General features: G+C 71.2%; 15 protein-coding genes and 1 pseudogene. 10 read left to right on the top strand and 6 right to left on the bottom strand.

What is annotated here, in order from left to right:
- Nucleotides 1–39 precede the first annotated feature (39 nt).
- The 3 genes from ilvA to AC3IX6_RS13240 all read left to right on the top strand — a co-directional run bounded on the left by ilvA (nucleotide 40) and on the right by AC3IX6_RS13240 (nucleotide 3,345).
- Entirely contained in the window at nucleotides 40–1,272 is a 1,233-nt protein-coding gene (ilvA, locus tag AC3IX6_RS13250) for a threonine ammonia-lyase (protein ID WP_489370319.1), read from the top strand.
- A 184-nt stretch (nucleotides 1,273–1,456) separates the two neighbouring features.
- The gene (locus AC3IX6_RS13245) at nucleotides 1,457–2,497 is read left to right on the top strand and encodes an ATP-binding cassette domain-containing protein (protein ID WP_489370318.1); all 1,041 of its coding nucleotides are present in this window, start codon (nucleotides 1,457–1,459) and stop codon (nucleotides 2,495–2,497) included.
- On the top strand, nucleotides 2,494–3,345 hold the full coding sequence (locus AC3IX6_RS13240; protein WP_489370317.1) for an ABC transporter permease: 852 nt from the start codon (nucleotides 2,494–2,496) through the stop codon (nucleotides 3,343–3,345). Before AC3IX6_RS13245 ends, AC3IX6_RS13240 begins: the two co-directional genes overlap by 4 nt.
- A gap of 94 nt (nucleotides 3,346–3,439) precedes the next feature.
- On the opposite strand, the gene greA is transcribed toward AC3IX6_RS13240, so the two are convergent.
- Nucleotides 3,440–3,937: a transcription elongation factor GreA gene (greA, locus tag AC3IX6_RS13235; RefSeq protein ID WP_489370316.1), complete on the bottom strand. Its 498-nt coding sequence runs from the start codon at nucleotides 3,935–3,937 to the stop codon at nucleotides 3,440–3,442.
- Nucleotides 3,938–4,157: 220 nt separating this feature from the next.
- On the bottom strand, nucleotides 4,158–4,571 hold the full coding sequence (locus AC3IX6_RS13230) for a DUF4307 domain-containing protein (protein WP_489370315.1): 414 nt from the start codon (nucleotides 4,569–4,571) through the stop codon (nucleotides 4,158–4,160).
- Nucleotides 4,572–4,692: 121 nt separating this feature from the next.
- On the opposite strand from AC3IX6_RS13230, the gene mca reads away from it, so the two are divergent.
- The gene (gene mca / locus AC3IX6_RS13225; RefSeq protein ID WP_250751581.1) at nucleotides 4,693–5,574 is read left to right on the top strand and encodes a mycothiol conjugate amidase Mca; all 882 of its coding nucleotides are present in this window, start codon (nucleotides 4,693–4,695) and stop codon (nucleotides 5,572–5,574) included.
- Nucleotides 5,575–5,576: 2 nt separating this feature from the next.
- Nucleotides 5,577–5,795: a hypothetical protein gene (locus AC3IX6_RS13220; RefSeq protein ID WP_489370314.1), complete on the top strand. Its 219-nt coding sequence runs from the start codon at nucleotides 5,577–5,579 to the stop codon at nucleotides 5,793–5,795.
- A 68-nt stretch (nucleotides 5,796–5,863) separates the two neighbouring features.
- Here AC3IX6_RS13220 and AC3IX6_RS13215 read toward each other — a convergent pair whose 3' ends face one another.
- Entirely contained in the window at nucleotides 5,864–9,265 is a 3,402-nt protein-coding gene (locus tag AC3IX6_RS13215; protein WP_489370313.1) for a tetratricopeptide repeat protein, read from the bottom strand.
- Between the two features lie 125 nt (nucleotides 9,266–9,390).
- Here AC3IX6_RS13215 and AC3IX6_RS13210 point away from each other — a divergent pair, with 125 nt between their 5' ends.
- The 4 genes and pseudogenes from AC3IX6_RS13210 (at nucleotide 9,391) to AC3IX6_RS13195 (ending at nucleotide 10,689) form a co-directional block, all read left to right on the top strand.
- Nucleotides 9,391–10,152, top strand: a complete 762-nt coding sequence (locus AC3IX6_RS13210; protein ID WP_489370312.1) for a DUF4344 domain-containing metallopeptidase — start codon at nucleotides 9,391–9,393, stop codon at nucleotides 10,150–10,152.
- Nucleotides 10,153–10,210: 58 nt separating this feature from the next.
- Nucleotides 10,211–10,369: pseudogene (locus tag AC3IX6_RS13205) on the top strand (DUF255 domain-containing protein); the annotation flags it as partial.
- Between the two features lie 57 nt (nucleotides 10,370–10,426).
- Nucleotides 10,427–10,570, top strand: a complete 144-nt coding sequence (locus AC3IX6_RS13200) for a hypothetical protein (protein WP_489370311.1) — start codon at nucleotides 10,427–10,429, stop codon at nucleotides 10,568–10,570.
- Nucleotides 10,567–10,689 carry a hypothetical protein gene (locus AC3IX6_RS13195; RefSeq protein ID WP_489370310.1) on the top strand — a complete coding sequence of 41 codons (123 nt, stop codon included), beginning with the start codon at nucleotides 10,567–10,569 and terminating at the stop codon, nucleotides 10,687–10,689. Before AC3IX6_RS13200 ends, AC3IX6_RS13195 begins: the two co-directional genes overlap by 4 nt.
- A 225-nt stretch (nucleotides 10,690–10,914) precedes the next feature.
- On the opposite strand, the gene AC3IX6_RS13190 is transcribed toward AC3IX6_RS13195, so the two are convergent.
- From AC3IX6_RS13190 to AC3IX6_RS13180, 3 genes are read right to left on the bottom strand one after another with little or no spacing between them, the layout of a single operon-like run.
- A complete protein-coding gene (locus AC3IX6_RS13190; protein ID WP_489370309.1) occupies nucleotides 10,915–11,820 on the bottom strand; it encodes a DUF6339 family protein in 906 nt (301 codons plus the stop codon).
- The gene (locus tag AC3IX6_RS13185; protein WP_489370308.1) at nucleotides 11,817–12,794 is read right to left on the bottom strand and encodes a hypothetical protein; all 978 of its coding nucleotides are present in this window, start codon (nucleotides 12,792–12,794) and stop codon (nucleotides 11,817–11,819) included. Before AC3IX6_RS13185 ends, AC3IX6_RS13190 begins: the two co-directional genes overlap by 4 nt.
- Nucleotides 12,791–14,971 (bottom strand): helix-turn-helix transcriptional regulator, encoded by a 2,181-nt coding sequence (locus AC3IX6_RS13180; RefSeq protein WP_489371434.1) that lies wholly within the window; start codon nucleotides 14,969–14,971, stop codon nucleotides 12,791–12,793. Before AC3IX6_RS13180 ends, AC3IX6_RS13185 begins: the two co-directional genes overlap by 4 nt.
- 522 nt (nucleotides 14,972–15,493) lie before the next feature.
- Here AC3IX6_RS13180 and AC3IX6_RS13175 point away from each other — a divergent pair.
- Entirely contained in the window at nucleotides 15,494–15,979 is a 486-nt protein-coding gene (locus AC3IX6_RS13175) for a hypothetical protein (protein ID WP_489370307.1), read from the top strand.
- Nucleotides 15,980–16,032 lie beyond the last annotated feature (53 nt).

The raw sequence follows: 16,032 nt of genomic DNA, 5'->3' as shown, positions 1-16,032 counted from the left end.
CAGCGGAACGTGCGGCGGACCGGCTGCGAGACTGGCCGCATGAACTACCGAGTGCCGCAGCCCGTCCCGCAGGTCATCCTCGACGACATCCGGGGGGCCCAGAAGATGCTCTCCGGCGTCTCCCGGGTGACCGCGATGGAGGGCAGCCGGTACCTCTCCTCGCTCACCGGCTCCCCGGTCCACTTCAAGTGCGAGAACCTCCAGCGCACCGGTTCCTTCAAGCTGCGCGGCGCCTACGTGCGCATCGCGGGCCTGCGCCCCGAGCAGCGGGCGGCCGGGGTCGTCGCCGCCAGCGCGGGCAACCACGCCCAGGGCGTGGCGCTGGCCTCCTCGCTCCTCGGGGTCCGCTCGACCGTGTTCATGCCGGTCGGGGCGCCCCTGCCGAAGGTGGCCGCGACCCAGGACTACGGCGCCGAGGTGCGGATGCACGGGCAGGTCGTGGACGAGACGCTGGCCGCGGCCCAGGAGTACGCGGACCGGACGGGCGCGGTGTTCATCCACCCCTTCGACCACCGCGACATCATCGCGGGCCAGGGCACGGTCGGCCTGGAGATCCTGGAGCAGTGCCCCGAGGTGCGCACGATCCTGGTCGGCATCGGCGGCGGCGGGCTCGCCGCCGGGGTGGCGGTCGCGGTGAAGGCGCTGCGCCCCGACGTCCGGGTGATCGGAGTCCAGGCGGCGGGCGCGGCCGCCTACCCGCCCTCGCTCAAGGTCGGGCACCCCGTGTCCATCGACAACCCGAACACGATGGCGGACGGCATCAAGGTGGGACGGCCCGGCGACATCCCCTTCAAAATCATTGGCGAGCTGCTCGACGACGTACGTACGGTGTCCGAAGACGCGCTCTCCAGCGCGCTGTTGCTCTGCCTCGAGCGGGCGAAGCTGGTGGTCGAGCCGGCCGGGTGCAGCCCGGTGGCCGCACTGCTGAGCGAGCCCGAACTGTACGGCGACGGCCCGGTGGTGGCCGTGCTGTCCGGCGGCAACATCGACCCGCTGCTGCTGCAGCGGATCCTGCGCCACGGCATGGCCGCGGCCGGCCGCTACCTGTCGCTGCGGCTGCGGGTGACCGACCGGCCGGGGGCGCTGGCCGGTCTGCTGGGGGAGTTGTCAGTGGTGGATGCGAACGTGTTGGACGTGAGCCACGTGCGGACGGATCCGCGCCTGGGGCTCACGGAGGTGGAGGTGGAGCTGCACCTGGAGACGAAGGGGCCGAAGCACTGCGCGGAGGTCGCGCGAGCGCTGCACGGCGCGGGGTACAAGGTCATGAGCTAGCAAGCTCACCTCCCGGGGTGACCCCAGGACGACCCCGGGGTGACACTCCCCGATCCGGTGGCGAGACGCGATATGACGCGATACGGTGTCGCCCGTTCGGCTGAGCGAGGTCGGCTCGGCGCCCATAGGATTCGCGTAGGAATGTCACGATTCAACCGGTTCGATTCGCACTGGGAGCACCCATATGCCAGGCGCCATCTACGCCGAAGGTCTGGTCAAGACCTTCGGCGACGTAAGGGCTCTGGACGGCGTTGACCTCGATGTACCCGAAGGCACGGTCCTCGGGCTGCTCGGCCCGAACGGCGCGGGCAAGACCACGACCGTACGGGTCCTGACCACCCTCCTCCAGCCCGACAGCGGCAAGGCGGTCGTGGCCGGGATCGACGTCCTCAAACACCCGAACGAAGTCCGGCGCTCGATCGGCCTCTCCGGCCAGTTCGCCGCCGTCGACGAATACCTCACCGGCCGGGAAAACCTCCACATGGTCGGCCAGCTCTACCAGATGGGCGCCAAGGCGGCGAAGGCCCGGGCCAGTGAGCTGCTGGAGCGCTTCAACCTCGGCGACGCCGCCGACCGCACCGCCAAGACGTACTCCGGCGGCATGCGCAGGCGCCTCGACCTCGCCGCGGCCCTCGTCGTCAGCCCGCCCGTGATGTTCATGGACGAGCCCACCACCGGTCTCGACCCGCGCAACCGCCAGGCGCTGTGGGCCATCATCCAGGAGCTCGTCGCGGGCGGCACCACGCTGCTGCTCACCACGCAGTACCTGGAGGAGGCCGACCACCTCGCGCACGACATCTGCGTGGTCGACCACGGCCGGGTCATCGCGCGCGGCACTTCCGACCAGCTCAAGGCCCAGACGGGCGGCGAGCGCGTCGAGGTCGTCGTGCACGAGCGCGAGCACATAGCCACCGCCCGCGAGGTGCTCGCCGGCTTCGGCAAGGGCGAGACCACCGTCGAGGAGCACACCCGCAAGCTGACCGTGCCGGTCTCCGGCGGCGCCAAGCTGCTCGCCGAGGTCATCCGCGAACTCGACGGACGCGGCATCGAGATCGACGACATCGGCCTGCGCCGTCCCACCCTGGACGACGTGTTCATCTCCCTGACCGGCCACGCGGCGGAGCTCACCGCCGAGGAGAACGGAGAGGCTCCCACCGACGCGAAGTCCGCGAAGGCCGCGAAGTCGGCGGGCAGCCGCAAGGACCGTAAGGAGGTGGCGAAGTGACCCTCACCTCCACGACCCCGGAGCTGGCGGCGCCCCGCCCGCGCGGCGGCATCGTCCAGGGGATCAACGACTCCCTGGTCATGGCCAAGCGCAACCTGATCCGCATGTCCCGCATCCCCGAGATGGTCATCTTCGGGCTGATCCAGCCGATCATGTTCGTCGTGCTGTTCAGCTACGTCTTCGGCGGCTCGATGATGATCGGCGGCTCGACCAGCGCCAGCGACTACCGGAACTTCCTGATGGCCGGCATCTTCGCGCAGACCGTCACCTTCGCCACCGCCGGAGCCGGCGCGGGCATCGCGGACGATATGCACAAGGGCCTGATCGACCGCTTCCGGTCGCTGCCGATGGCCCGCGGCGCGGTCCTCACCGGCCGCACCCTGGCCGACCTCGTGCAGACCGCCCTGACCATGGTCGTCCTGGCGATCGTGGCGCTCCTCGTCGGCTGGCGCATCCACGAGGGCATCCCGAAGGCCCTCGCGGGCTTCCTCCTGCTCCTGCTCCTCGGTTACGCGTTCTCCTGGATCGGCGCCCTGATCGGCCTGTCGGTGCGGACCCCGGAGGCGGCCACCTCGGGCGGGCTGATCTGGCTGTTCCCGGTCACGTTCATCTCCAACGCCTTCGTGCCCACCGAGAACATGGCGAGCTGGCTCCAGCCCATCGCGGAGTGGAACCCGTTCAGCGCGACCGTCCAGGCCTGCCGCGAACTCTTCGGCAACCCGGGTGTGTCGCCTTCGGACGCCTGGCCGATGACGCACCCGGTGTGGGCCTCGCTGATCTGGTCCGTGGTGATCATCGTGGTGTTCCGCACCCTGGCGGTACGCAAGTACCGCTCGGCGACGGCGTAGGCCCCCGCACGCGCCCCGCACGCGCGAAGCCCCGCCGAGCAGCGGCTCGGCGGGGCTTCGCGGTGAAAAGCGGGTCGAAAAGAAAGGGGGGTGATCAGCCGGTGAAGGGCTTGACGTCGAGGATCTTGACCGACGCCTGCTTGCCGTTCGGCAGCTCGTACCGGGCGTCCTCGCCGATCTTCTTGCCCAGCACGCCGGAGCCCAGCGGGGACTGCGGGGAGTAGGTCTCGAAGTCCGAGGACGCGTACTCGCGCGAGGCCAGCAGGAACTCCATGGTGTCGGACTCGTCGCCGTCGAAGGCGATCTTGACCAGGGTGCCGGGGGCCACTTCGCCCTCGGAGGCGGGGGCCGTGCCGACCTTGGCCTTCTCCAGCAGCTGCGTGAGCTGGCGGATGCGCAGCTCCTGCTTGCCCTGCTCCTCCTTGGCCGCGTGGTAACCGCCGTTCTCACGGAGGTCGCCCTCCTCGCGGGCCGCCGCGATCTTGATCGTGATCTCCGACCGTGCGGGACCAGAGAGGTACTCCAGCTCGGCCTTCAGCTGGTCGTACGCCGCCTGGGTCAGCCAGGTGACGCTCTCGCTCGTCTGGGTCACGGGTGCTCCTCGTCGGTACAGGGACTACAAAGCCGCCAGCGGCGGACGAAACCACGAGCCTAACAATTCGGGAAGAAAAGGGGGAGGACGCCAAGTGTGTGAAGTGCGTCCGATCACGCGCGCGACACGCCTCGGGGCACGACTCGGGTCACGCCTCAGGGCACCCTTCGGGTCACGCCTCAGAGCCCGCCTCGGGCCCTGCCCCAGGGCACCCCTCCGGTCAGCCCGCGGAACCCGCCACGCGACAGCCGATCAGCTCGATCATCGTGGCGCGCCCGGTGGTCTTCAGCGTGACCATCCGGTCCACGCGCTTGTCCGGCTCCGTGAAGGTGAAATCGGCGCGGCCGACCTCGCCGTGCCCCTCGTCCTGCGAGCTCAGCGTGCACACACCGGTCTCCGAGGCCCCCTTGCGCACCTCCAGGTGCACCTGGACCGCGGTATCGGAGACGACCTTGAACTTGATGACCTCGGCACTGACACTCTGCCCGGCCACGTAGTCCCAGCCGATCCAGCCGACCACACCCAGCAGCGCGACCCCGAGGACGGAGCCGATCACCTTGAGCTTGCGGTCCGCACGCTCGTCCGCCGACCGGCCGTAGCGGCCCTCGGGCAGCTCTTCGCGCACCGCGCTCATCGATCGTTCCCTTCGAGGTGGGCGAACACCGGGATCCCGGGGTGACCCCCCGGAATTTTTCCACCTCCCGATTCGGTCACTATAGAAGCGCCCGCCCTGACGACTCAAAGAGGATCCTGTCTTGACCGAGCAGCTTCGACTGATGGCCGTCCACGCCCACCCCGACGACGAGTCGAGCAAGGGCGCGGCCACCATGGCCAAGTACGTGTCCGAGGGGGTGTCCGTGCTGGTCGTGACCTGCACCGGCGGCGAGCGCGGCTCGGTCCTGAACCCCAAGCTCCAGGGTGACAAGTACATCGAGGAGCACATCCACGAGGTGCGCGCCAAGGAGATGGACGAGGCGCGCGAGATCCTCGGCGTCGACCAGGAGTGGCTGGGATACGTCGACTCCGGGCTTCCCGAGGGCGACCCGCTGCCGCCGCTGCCCGAGGGCTGCTTCGCGCTGGCGGACGTCGACGAGGCGGCCGGCCGCCTGGTGAAGAAGATCCGCGCCTTCCGGCCCCAGGCCGTCACCACGTACGACGAGAACGGGGGCTACCCGCACCCCGACCACATCATGACCCACAAGATCACGATGGTGGCCTTCGATCACGCGGCCGACACCGAGAAGTACCCCGAGGCCGAGTTCGGCCCGGCGTACCAGCCGCAGAAGCTCTACTACAACCAGGGCTTCAACAAGCCGCGCACCATCGCCCTGCACGAGGCGCTGCTCGCCCGCGGCCTGGAATCCCCCTACGGGGAGTGGCTGGAGCGGTGGAAGGAGTTCGAGCGCAAGGAGCGGACCCTGACCACCCACGTGCCCTGCGCCGACTTCTTCGAGATCCGTGACAAGGCGCTCATCGCCCACGCCACGCAGATCGACCCCGACGGCGGCTGGTTCCGCGTCCCGATGGAGATCCAGAAGGAGGTCTGGCCGACGGAGGAGTACGAGCTCGCGAAGTCCCTCGTGGACACTTCCCTCCCCGAGTCCGACCTCTTCGCGGGCATCCGGGAGAATGCGTAGCTATGAGCGCTACGCACGAAGCAATCGCCCAGCTCCTCCCGCTGGCCGGCGACACCTTCGACAAGAACAAGGTGACCCCGGGCCTCCTCGGATTCGTCGTGTTCGCGGCCCTCGCCCTCGGGGTGTGGGGCCTGATGAAGTCGATGAGCCGCCACATGGGCCGCGTCGACTTCAAGGAAGCCCCCGAGCCCGCCCCGGCGGAGGGCACCCGCGCCCCGTAGGGGCCGTCCAGATGGGGTGACCGCCGCCCGGCCCGCCTTCGCGGCCGGGCGGCGGGTCTCCGCGCGCCCTACGCCGAGGGCAGCGGCACCGGGACGCCCATGATCTCCCGCGAGTGCAGGTTCGGTACGAGCGACAGCCGCCACGCCTGCCAGCCCTCCGCCGGGTCGACCCCGCGCGCCAGGATCACCGTGTAGGACTCCAGGCAGTCCTCCAGCCGCCCGTCCCGCATCGGATGCGGGGCCGCCGCCAGCCGCGCCAGCTCCGTGCGCGCCTCGTCCGGGGCCGCCGGGACCGCGTACGGCAGGAGCGTGCAGCGCAGGAAGCGCGCCCAGTCCTCCCCGCGCCGGTCCCCGTAGGAGATGAACAGCCGCACCGCCTCCTCGCACAGGTCCAGCGCCTGCGCGGTGCGCCCGTTGCCCGCGTCCACCACCGCCAGCTCCAGACAGGTCCAGGCCTCCCCGTGGGCCAGCCCGATCCGCCGGAAGTCCGCCCGCGCGTCCACCAGCAGCTGACGGGCGAAGCCGGAGTTCTTCAGGTTCCCCGTCTGCGTCGCCCGCTGGTCGCGCGTGACCCGGCCCGAGTGGTGGCGGGCGTGCGCCAGCCCGTACACGTCCCGCATCCGGGAGAACATCGTGCGGGCCCGCTCCAGCTCCCGTACCGCCCGGTCCCGCTCCCCGGCCTCCTCCAGCGCCTGGCCCAGGTAGTACAGCGTCCACGCCTCGCCGCGCGCGTCCTCCGCCTCCCGGTGCCGGGCCAGCGCGTCCCGCAGCCGCTCCAGCGCCGGCCCCGGATCCCCGTCGACCACCCGGGCCCGCCCCAGCTGGGTCAGCGCCCACGCCTGGCCCCGGTCGTCGCGCGTGCGCCCGTACAGCTCCAGCGCCAGGCGCAGCTCCGCCTCCGCACGCGGGACCTCGCCCAGGCGCAGGTACACCTGGCCCAGCTGCAAGTGCGCCCAGGCCTCGCCGTGCACGCTCTCGCTCTCCCGGTGCAGGACGAGGGATTCGCGCAGCAGCCGCAGCGCCTCCGCGAGGTGCGCGCGGTCGCGCTCCACCGCGCCCAGCGCGTGCAGACCCCACGCCCGGTCGCCCGCCAGCTCGTCCGGAGCCTGGAGCACCAGCGCCTCGCGGATGCGGGCCGAGGCCTCGGGGAGGTTGCCCTGGTGGTGCAGGGTGATCCCGAGCGAGACCAGCGCCATGCCCGCGCCGGCCTCCTGCCGGGCCTCCTTGTACTGGTCGACCAGCGAGGTCAGGGTGGTGCGGGACTTGTCCAGCTCGCCGAGCTGGCGGGCCGCGATACCCGTACGCCACTGCACCGAGCGGACCAGCAGACCCTGGTCGACGGCCTGTGTGAGCTCGTTGATCTCACCGAGCCGGTACAGGTCACCGCGCAGCAGGCAGAAGTCGCAGAGCGCGCCCAGCAGGTCCAGTACGGCCTGCTGGTCCACGCCCTCCGAGTGCCGCAGCGCCGCCGTGATGAAGCTCGACTCGTCGTCCAGCCAGCGCAGGGCCGCGTCCAGCGAGGCGAAGCCGTGCCCGCCGACCGTGCTCGCCTTGGACAGGGCGTTCGCCCGCGTCGACATCTTTCCGTCGACCATCCGGATCACCGAGTCCGCGAGCTGCGCGTACGTACGGATCAGCCGCTCGTGCGCCGCCGCGGCGCCCGCCCGGTCCTCGTCCTGCGCGAGCCGCGCCGCCGCGTACGCCCGCACCGCGTCGTGCATCCGGAACCGGTCCCCGCGTACGTGGTCCAGCAGCCCCGCCCTCGCCAGCTCGCGCAGCAGCCGCCCGGCCTCCACCTGATCCGCGTCGATCAGCGCCGCCGCGGCCGCCGCCCCGAGCGAGGCCCGGCCGGCCAGCGTCAGGCGGCGCAGCAGCCGGCGCCGCTCCTCGGGCAGGGCCGCGTAGGCCAGGTCCAGGGCGGCGTCCAGCGAACCACCGGCCCGCGGAGCCTCCCCTGCGTCCCCTACGTCCCCTGCGTCCCCTGCGTCCCCTACGTCCCCTACGTCCCCTGCGTCCCCTACGTCCCCGAGCGGAGCCAGCACGCGCAGCGCCAGCGGCAGCCCGGCGCCGAGCGCGAGCAGCGCCCGCACGGTCCCGTCCGGGTACGCCGCCGCGGGCGCGGGCCCGCCGGGGGGCGGCTGCGCCCCGACGGGGGCCGCCGCCCCTGCCCCTGCCCCTGCCCCTGCGGCTCCGGCTCCCGCGGCTCCCGCCCCCGACGACCCCGACGCCTCCGCGACCGCCGCACGGACCAGCTCCGCGCCCGCCTCCTCCGCCAGCCGGGTCACCGGCAGCTGGTACACCCAGGCCGCCGGCTCGGCGGGCAGCTCCAGCGGCTCCCGGGCCGTGACCAGGACCAGGCTCTCGGAACGCTCGGGCACGAGCATCCGTACCTGCGCGGCGTCCACCGCATCGTCCAGAACCACCGCAACCGGGGTGCCCTGCACGTGCTGGTGGTACAACTCGCCCAGCCTGCGCACCTGTTGCTCCGCCGACGAACCCTCGCGGAACAGCAGTTGCTCGCGCGGCGCACCGAGCCGGTTCATCAGGTGCAGCAGCGCCTCGCGCGTCGGCAGCGGACTCTCGGAGGCGCCCCCGCCGCGCAGGTTCACCACGCAGGCACCCCTGAACTGGTCCCGCAGCGCCTGCGCGGCGTGCAGCGCGAGCGTGGTGCGGCCCACCCCGGGCTCCCCGTGCAACACCACCACCACCGGGCGGGTCTCCGTGCTCGCCCGGGCGCTCTGCACCCACTGCGCGATCCGGGCCAGCTCGGCCCGCCGACCCACGAAAGCGCCCTCCAGTGCCGGGAGTTGCCCGAAGGACTGCTCCAGCATGGCCCGCCGGCGGGCCTCGGCGCTGCGATTGGCGCCGCGCAGCCTGACGCCGGAGCCGCCGTTGCCGCCGGTCCCGTTCACCTTGGGCGGGGCCTGCAGCGCCGCGGCCACCTTGCGCTGCTGCTCCAGGAAGGGGCGTATCCCGCGCACCTCCAGCGCCGACAGCCACTGCAGCTTGAGCTGCTCCGCGCCGCCGGGCCGGCCCGCCTCCCCGGCGCGCCGGTTCGCCGCGGGCAGGTGCAGGGCCGTCACCTTGACCACCGTCGCCGTCGCCCCGGCCACGCCCACGATGGCGCCGGTGGTCAGGGCCGTGCCGACCGCGACGCTGAAGGCCAGGTCGGCCACGATCGCGGCAGCGGCCGCAACTCCCGTGACCAGCAGCGCGGTCGAGGTGTTCGCCCGCCGGAAGGCCTCGCCGAGCGACTCGTCCCCGGCCGCCGCCTCGTCCAGCGCGCGCGTGTACGCCTCGTACTCGGCGGCGGCGCTCGCCGCGAGCGAATCCAGCGCCTGCCTGCCGCGCGCCAGCAGCGCGGCCTTGGCCTCCGGAGTACCGGCCGCCCCACCGGCTCCCCGCCGGGACTCCTCCTCCACGGCCCGCCCCAGCAGCCGCTCGGCCTCACCGCGATGACTGTCCCGCATCGGCAATCCCCCTCAGAGAGCTCCGGCACCGTGCCACAAGTGTCCGCCGGGACGCGCACAAGCGCGAGGGAATCTGAGCTAGTTCAGAGGGAGTTGACCGGCAAGCGGTCGCTTATGGTGACCCGGTGAGCAGACGGTGGAGAACTCCGGGACTGTGCGCGACGATGACGGCGCTGCTGCTGGCGGCGACCGCCGGCTGTGAACTGATGCCGAAGGAACCAGTGCCCACGCGGGGGTTCTGGCTCCGCTACGAGAAGCCGGTGGCCGCCGACCGCGACGAAGCCCGCTTCCTGAAGCAGTGGATCCTCGCCGACATGATCGTCGGTGGCCTCAACGACTACGTCGACCTCCCTGACCTGGTCACCGTCGTCGTCCGCTCCTGCCACGGCGAAGGCAGCGGCTACGCCCCGCAGGCCCGGCGCATCGACTTCTGCTACGACGACCTGGGCAAGCAGCGCGAACTGTTCTCCCGCGCCGAGAGCATCCTCCACGACGAAGATCTCGCCGAACTCGTCTACGCGATGCTCTACCACGAGGTCGGCCACGCCCTCATCGACGCACTGCACCTCCCGGCCGGCGGTGACCGCGCGGAGGGCGACGCCGCCGACCGCTTCGCCCAGCTGATGCTGAACGGCAGCAAGGAGGGCGCCGAGTCACTCCTGATCGCGGCCCGGTCCCACGACCTGTCGGCCGCCTTCGACCCCGCCCCCTCCGACGAGCACGCCCCGCCGGCGGCCCGCGCGGAATCCCACCGCTGCGCGGTCTACGGCGCGTCCCCGACCCGGCACAAAGCCCTGGCCACCCCGTCCCGCGCCACCTGCGCAGCCACCTGGACCCGAACCCGCGACACCTGGACCCGCGACCTGGCCCCGCTACTGCGGCGCTGACCCGGGCCACGACGAGCCGCACCGGCTGTCCTGAGAACGCTTGGGGCAGGATGGGCCCATGCCGAACCGCCTCGCGAACGAGACCTCCCCGTATCTGCTCCAGCACGCCGACAACCCCGTCGACTGGTGGCCCTGGTCCCCGGAGGCCTTCGCGGAGGCACGGGAGCGCGGGGTGCCCGTGCTGCTCAGCGTCGGCTATGCAAGCTGCCACTGGTGCCAGTAGATGTACACAACCAGGTAGTTCTGACCTGAGAGGTTTCCGGGGAGTGCCGGCATGGACACGTACGATGAGCGGCTGGGGCAGAAGATAGCCACATGGGTCGAGTGGGCACCCGAGCGGTACGACACCATTCGCCGCCGGCACTTGGAGGGCAGTGCCCCCGCTGCTGCCGCCGACGAACAGGAGGAGTGCGCGTGACCGCTACGGTCCTCGAGCCGCGCACGGCCGCCGCTTTGGCCGCCCGCCACCGCAGCAGCGACGCCGTTGTCGGTCGGGTCTACGCCGCCATCACCCGACTCTGCCACGGGAAGACCTAAGTCACCCTCGCCGCCGTCTGCCGCCGCGCGAACGTGTCGCGCTCCTTCCTTTGCGACCACTCCGACGCCTGCGTTTCCAGCACTGCTGCGTCGCGAATCATCGAAGCCTGCTTCGCCCGCCCTCAGCGACACGGATGGGCCTGGCTGGGCCGAGCCGGACGAGGACGCTCTCACGATCTTCTCACTCTTAGGGGAGTAGCGCCCGGCGGCGAGGACGGTTCGGTGTCACCCGATCGGCACGGACGGGCGACCTCGGTCGCGGAGCCGGCCCAGGTGCACGTTGATGTCTTCGAAGAGGTGGGTGAGGGTGTCGACGGACGCGGTGGGGGCGGTGCCGTCGTCGGGGCCGTCGGGGAGACGGTCCCAGGCGACGGGAGGAGCCGAGTCGGCCTCGGCGATCCAGGCCAGCAGTTCTGCGTCGTCCGGGAGTTCGTCGGGCCCTATGACCTCGTACATCAGGGTGCTGCCGGCGATGCCGATGGCCTTGCACAGCGCGTTCAACTGGTCGCCCAGTCGGGGAGCACCGGCAGCGGCCAGGTTCTCTATGACCCGTAGCAGGGCCAGCGCAGTGGGGCGGTGGTCCATGACGCCGAGGCGCAGGGCGGTGTTGAGGAAGTCCTGGTTCCCGCAGGCCGCCTCGACGGGACGGTAGTCGGCGCCGTCGCGGCACATCTCGGCGGCCCACCACAGCCGGGCGAACGCCTGGACGGAGCTGCCTCCCACGAATCGGGACGCCTGGACGACGGCAGTCCGGCGCGCGTCCTCACCGCCTGCCGGTAGGTGGCGCCACAGGACGTAGTCCGGAGCGACGACCATGGCGAGATATGCCCACAGATCCTTGTCGGCGGCCTCGCTCCTGGTCAGTCGCAGGGTTGCGTGCAGGCGCGGAGCGAGCCAGGCGTCGGCGTCGGCGCGGTCGCTCGCGAAGCGGGCCATGGCCTGGTCCAGCAGCTCCCGGACCGGTTCGGTGTTCCACCGCGCCGACGGGTCGGCGATCACGGTCGCGGCGCGCAGCAGAGCGACCTGGGCGGGCGGCTCGGCTCCGGACAGAACGGCCTGGTTGAGGTGACGGGTGGCCACCCCCACGGGCAGCAGGGCAAGTCGATCCGTGGTGGCGTGCTCGAATTTCACCGGTCTTCTCCATGGGACGAGCGGGCGGTGAGGCGCAGCGTCGTGGCGAGTTGCTTGGGCAACTGGGCGCGCAGCGCAGCGGCGTACTGGATGCGGGACTGCAGCTCGGTCCAGCCGTAACCCTCCTCGCGGCGCGCCCGCAGCTCGACGACCGCGTCGGTGGGGGACAGTCCGGGGAGAACGTCGGAGAGCATGGCATCGAGGACGGACTCGCGCCAGCCGGTGGGCATCCGCGGTCGACCCTCCTCGTCCAACTCGACCTCGCTCAAGGCCGAGTGGAACATCGTCCCCCAAACGTCACTGACGATCTGGGCGTTGACGAGAGCGGCCGTCGCCTTCTCCACGGTACTGCTGCCGCGCAGTAGAGCGGTCAGCCCCTCGACACCTTGGTTCAGGTAGACAGTCGGCGCGTCGGCGGAGGTGTCGACGAACCAGGGTGCGTCCTTGAAGGGGCGCAGCCAGACGTACGGGCCGTCGCGGAAGTCGGTCTCGACGATCCGGATCTCCTTGTCCCGGACGGGGATCTCGGCCTGGAGGTCGATCACCCAGTCGGTCTCGCTCCGCCCGATCATGCGCCCCCGGACCCCCTCGACCGCCGCCACGACCTGCACGCCGAGGGTGGCCCGGGAACGGTGCCGGGATCGGCGCAGCCGCACGGAACCCTGCCAGGCCCCGGAGCCACGGTCCTTGGTGAGGCGTTGAACGGTCCTGGTGTTCGTGGTCGATTCCTCCAGCACGGCCACGCAGACGAGTTCGGACCAGGGGCCGTAGGCGATCTCCTCCTCCGGCAGGACGGCCCGGACGTCGAACACCGCCTCCTGCCAGTCGTCGCGACCGGCGTCTTCGAGGGCGACGGTCCGCAGGGAGGAGGAGATCTTGGCGTAGTCGAGCGGACGGCTGTCGACCCGGACGCGGGTGATCTCGACCTCGACCCGTCCGCTCAGGACGGCGTAGGGGTAGATGATCCGGCTCATGGACGCGCAGCTCCTTCGACGGCCTTGCGCAGGCTCACGGTGACGTTGGTCCGACCGGCGGACACCGGGTGGCTGTCGACGTCGGTGACGCCGCTGAACATCGCGTACCGGACGCCCGGGGCGACGACGAGGACGTCACCGGCGAAGGAGCAGTTCTCCGTGGCGGTCAGTTCGGCCCAGCGGACCGGGCTTCCGGAACCCGACCCGCCGGCGCCGAAGCACGCGGTCGGCGAGAGGCGCCAGGGGTCGTCCTGCTGGGGGACCGCGACGCGCACGCGCAGCGACCATGCCCCGGTGGTGTCGACCTCGCCGTCGATGTCGTCGACGGTGGGGTAACCGCGGCCACGACGGGCGACCGTCCGGCCACCGCCGGTTGCCGGGGTGAGCTTCAGCAGGCTCCGCAGCAGCTCGGGGCCGGCGTCGTCGGCGGGCGCGACGGCCCGCGCGCCGACGATCGCGCGCACGGCGTTGTCGGTCGCCATGCGGAACTCGTCGAGGCGCTTCTTCGCTCCGCGCACGTAGGTGTCGGACAGCTCCTCCGTCCACTCCCAGCGGTTGTGCTCGGGCGGCTCCGACGCGCGAAGGAAGGCCTCGGCGCGCGCGACGTCCTCCCCGTCGCGGGCGGTGGCGAAGCCGGCGAGCAGAACCGCCTGGTAGGGCTCGACGCCGAGGCCCAGGTCGCGCGGCCTGCGGTTGGTGATCCTCATGCGGTTGCCCCGCATGGCCACGACCTGACTGTGCGTCCGGTCGCTGTCGTCCGCCGGTGTGAGCAGCAGCACCGCGTCGTGGGTGACAGCCGCGGCTCCCTTGCCGGCGGTGCGCAGCGGGGGCACGGTGAGAGTGACGGCGCGCTCGACCACGTCGGTCCGGCTGGTGAGCTCTGTAACGGTCTCTCCGGCCAGGTAAGCGCGCAGGGCGCGGGCCAGGGCGGGGCGACGCTGTTCGGGGCTGACACGGGTCTCCGCGATCCACTCGGCCCCGTTGCGCAGGGTCCGGACCGATGCCTCCAGCAGCGGTGGCACCGTGTCCGTTCCGGTCATCGCGGCCCAGAAGTTCTCCGCCAAGGAGTCGCAGAGCTTGTCGTGCATGGCCTGGAGGCCCTCTTCCCCGGCCGCGACGGCAGCGGCGTCGTGGGCGCCGACCACCAGGAAGGAGGTGCCGGGGTCCTCGCCCTCACGCTCCAGATGGAGGCTCGCTGTCTCCTGCTCGACGCCCCACCAGGAGCGGGAGACGTTCTCGAAGGCACGGTCGCTGTCCGGTTCGCCGAACCAGGCCGGTCCGGCGAACGCCTCGCCACCCACCTCGCGCCAGGGTAGGTCCAGGCGACCGATCAACCGCCTGGCCGTGCGGCCCTCGTGGGGGACCGAGAGGGTGCTGTTGACGAGGACGAGGCCGAGCCGGCTGGTGGCCCAGAGGGTCGCCTTGCCCAGGCCGTAGGAGCCGCCGGCCCGGCGGTTGTCGCCCTTGTTGCTGTCGAGTTGACGCCGGACGACGGCGGCGAAACGGCCGTCCTCGTACTCGGGGCCGGTGAGACCGTTGGCGTTGTAGTCGTCGACCCGGAGCAGTAGGAGCGAGCCGGAGGCTTCCATCTCCCGCAGCCCCTCCGCGAGCGCGCGGCCGACCTTCTGGTTGGTGCTCGCGGCGGCGGCGTAATGCGTCCTGAGCGAATCCCACTGCACGGCATCCAGGAAGCTGCGCCGATGTTCGCCGGTGAGCTCGTGCAGGATGTACTGGACGCGGACCGGCCGGGTGGGGTCACGCCGCTCGTCGAGAGAGTTCTGGGTCGCCTCGCGTGCAAGGACACTGAGGTCTGCGTCGAAGGCGAACGCCGCCGCATTGCCGAACTCCCGTCCACCGTCGGCATGCGCCCGGCGGTGGTACCAGCTCACCGGCCGTGCGGCGACAGCGTCGGTCGTGCGCTCGTACATGGTGGTCAGATCGGTGTCGAGGGCATCGGCGATCTGGCGCACCGTCTCCGGTCGCGGCTGTGCCCGACCGGTGATCCACGCGGACACCGCGGCACGGGTGACACCGACCCTGGTTGCGAGCTCGGCCTGGGTCATGTCCCGACGTCGGAGCTGCCTCCCGAGCCAGGGTCCGAAGTCTTCACTCTCATCGATCACTGCGGGCGTTCCCCTCCGCCGAGCCGTCGTCCCCGTGCGTCGGCGGCTGTTCATGCTGGTCAGAGGCATGCTAGCAGCTATATTTGACATCGACAATGTGTCAAAAGTCCTTGTCGTCAGAGCACTCCGGGTTGCGCCAGTAGTTGCTTGACGGTGAATGACACCACCTTGCTCGGGGGCTGTCGAGTGCGATGCGTGAGAGGGGTGGGCCTCGGCTCCCGTTTTTGCGTCACCCCCCAGAGGGGTGCAAAATTAGTGAAAATGGGGCGATTGGAGCGCGCTGGACGGTGGGATGTCCTGTGGGCGGATGGCGCTGGACATGGGTGAGTGCATATGGAAGGCTGATCGAACTGACAGGCCGTCGGATCGCTTGATCGGCAAGCCAGTTGGGAAATTCGTGGGCCTTCTTTGGCATGCCGTCGTACTGCATTTGCACAGATCGGTTGTCCCGTCCGGCCGCGCGTCGGGCGGAGTACCTGTTGTCACCGGATGAGCCTCGGGGCGAGATCAGCGCACCTTGTTCCTCCCTGTTCCCTTCGCCGTTGTTTGATCCCGCCGTGCCCGTAGGAGGCTGTCGTGACCCTGAATTCCCCCGGCGACGACGACATCCCGTCGTCCATCATCCGGGAGTACAACTCCATGGACCCGTACCTGCGTTCGGAGTTCCTCGAGGCGATGGGGCTGACGCGGGAGCGCTGGAAGTCGATCGTCTCGGCCGACGAGCGGAAGCGGCGTGCGGCCCGTGGGAAGCGGGCGTCGACCAACGCGTCGCAGACGGAGGGGAGCTCGACGTCGGGGGGCGTAGGCAACAGGTCGCCCGAGTCCCAGACGGTGGTGGTGTCGGTTCGACTGCCGAGGGCAACGGGGCGCGTCGAGCTCCGGTTCGACGCTGGCGGGGGCAACGGCACCGCCCGGCCGCGGCCGTACAGCTCCGCTCCTCCGTCGTCCGGGCCCGCCGCCACCGGTCCGGGGCGGAGCCGTTCCGGCGCCGCGCGTCGGCTCGGGTTCCGGGGGCGTCCCGACGCTCCCGTCGTCATTGTCATCATGCTGTCCGAGAATTAGGGGCGGCGGCGGTCGGCTCTCCGATCCCCTGCAGGATCGGAGAGCCGGCCGTT

Source organism: Streptomyces sp. GL_141 (assembly GCF_057834385.1).
Note: the sequence above shows the minus strand (reverse complement) of the source record. Positions and strands in the feature narration are given on the sequence as shown.

Excerpts from the sequence above, each read along its gene's own strand:
- AC3IX6_RS13200 (WP_489370311.1), top strand. The coding sequence starts at position 10,427 with ATGGACACGTACGATGAGCGGCTGGGGCAGAAGATAGCCACATGGGTC.
- AC3IX6_RS13185 (WP_489370308.1), bottom strand. The coding sequence starts at position 12,794 with ATGAGCCGGATCATCTACCCCTACGCCGTCCTGAGCGGACGGGTCGAG.
- AC3IX6_RS13215 (WP_489370313.1), bottom strand. The coding sequence starts at position 9,265 with ATGCGGGACAGTCATCGCGGTGAGGCCGAGCGGCTGCTGGGGCGGGCC.
- AC3IX6_RS13220 (WP_489370314.1), top strand. The coding sequence starts at position 5,577 with ATGAGCGCTACGCACGAAGCAATCGCCCAGCTCCTCCCGCTGGCCGGC.
- AC3IX6_RS13245 (WP_489370318.1), top strand. The coding sequence starts at position 1,457 with ATGCCAGGCGCCATCTACGCCGAAGGTCTGGTCAAGACCTTCGGCGAC.
- AC3IX6_RS13230 (WP_489370315.1), bottom strand. The coding sequence starts at position 4,571 with ATGAGCGCGGTGCGCGAAGAGCTGCCCGAGGGCCGCTACGGCCGGTCG.
- ilvA (WP_489370319.1), top strand. The coding sequence starts at position 40 with ATGAACTACCGAGTGCCGCAGCCCGTCCCGCAGGTCATCCTCGACGAC.
- AC3IX6_RS13180 (WP_489371434.1), bottom strand. The coding sequence starts at position 14,971 with ATGAACAGCCGCCGACGCACGGGGACGACGGCTCGGCGGAGGGGAACG.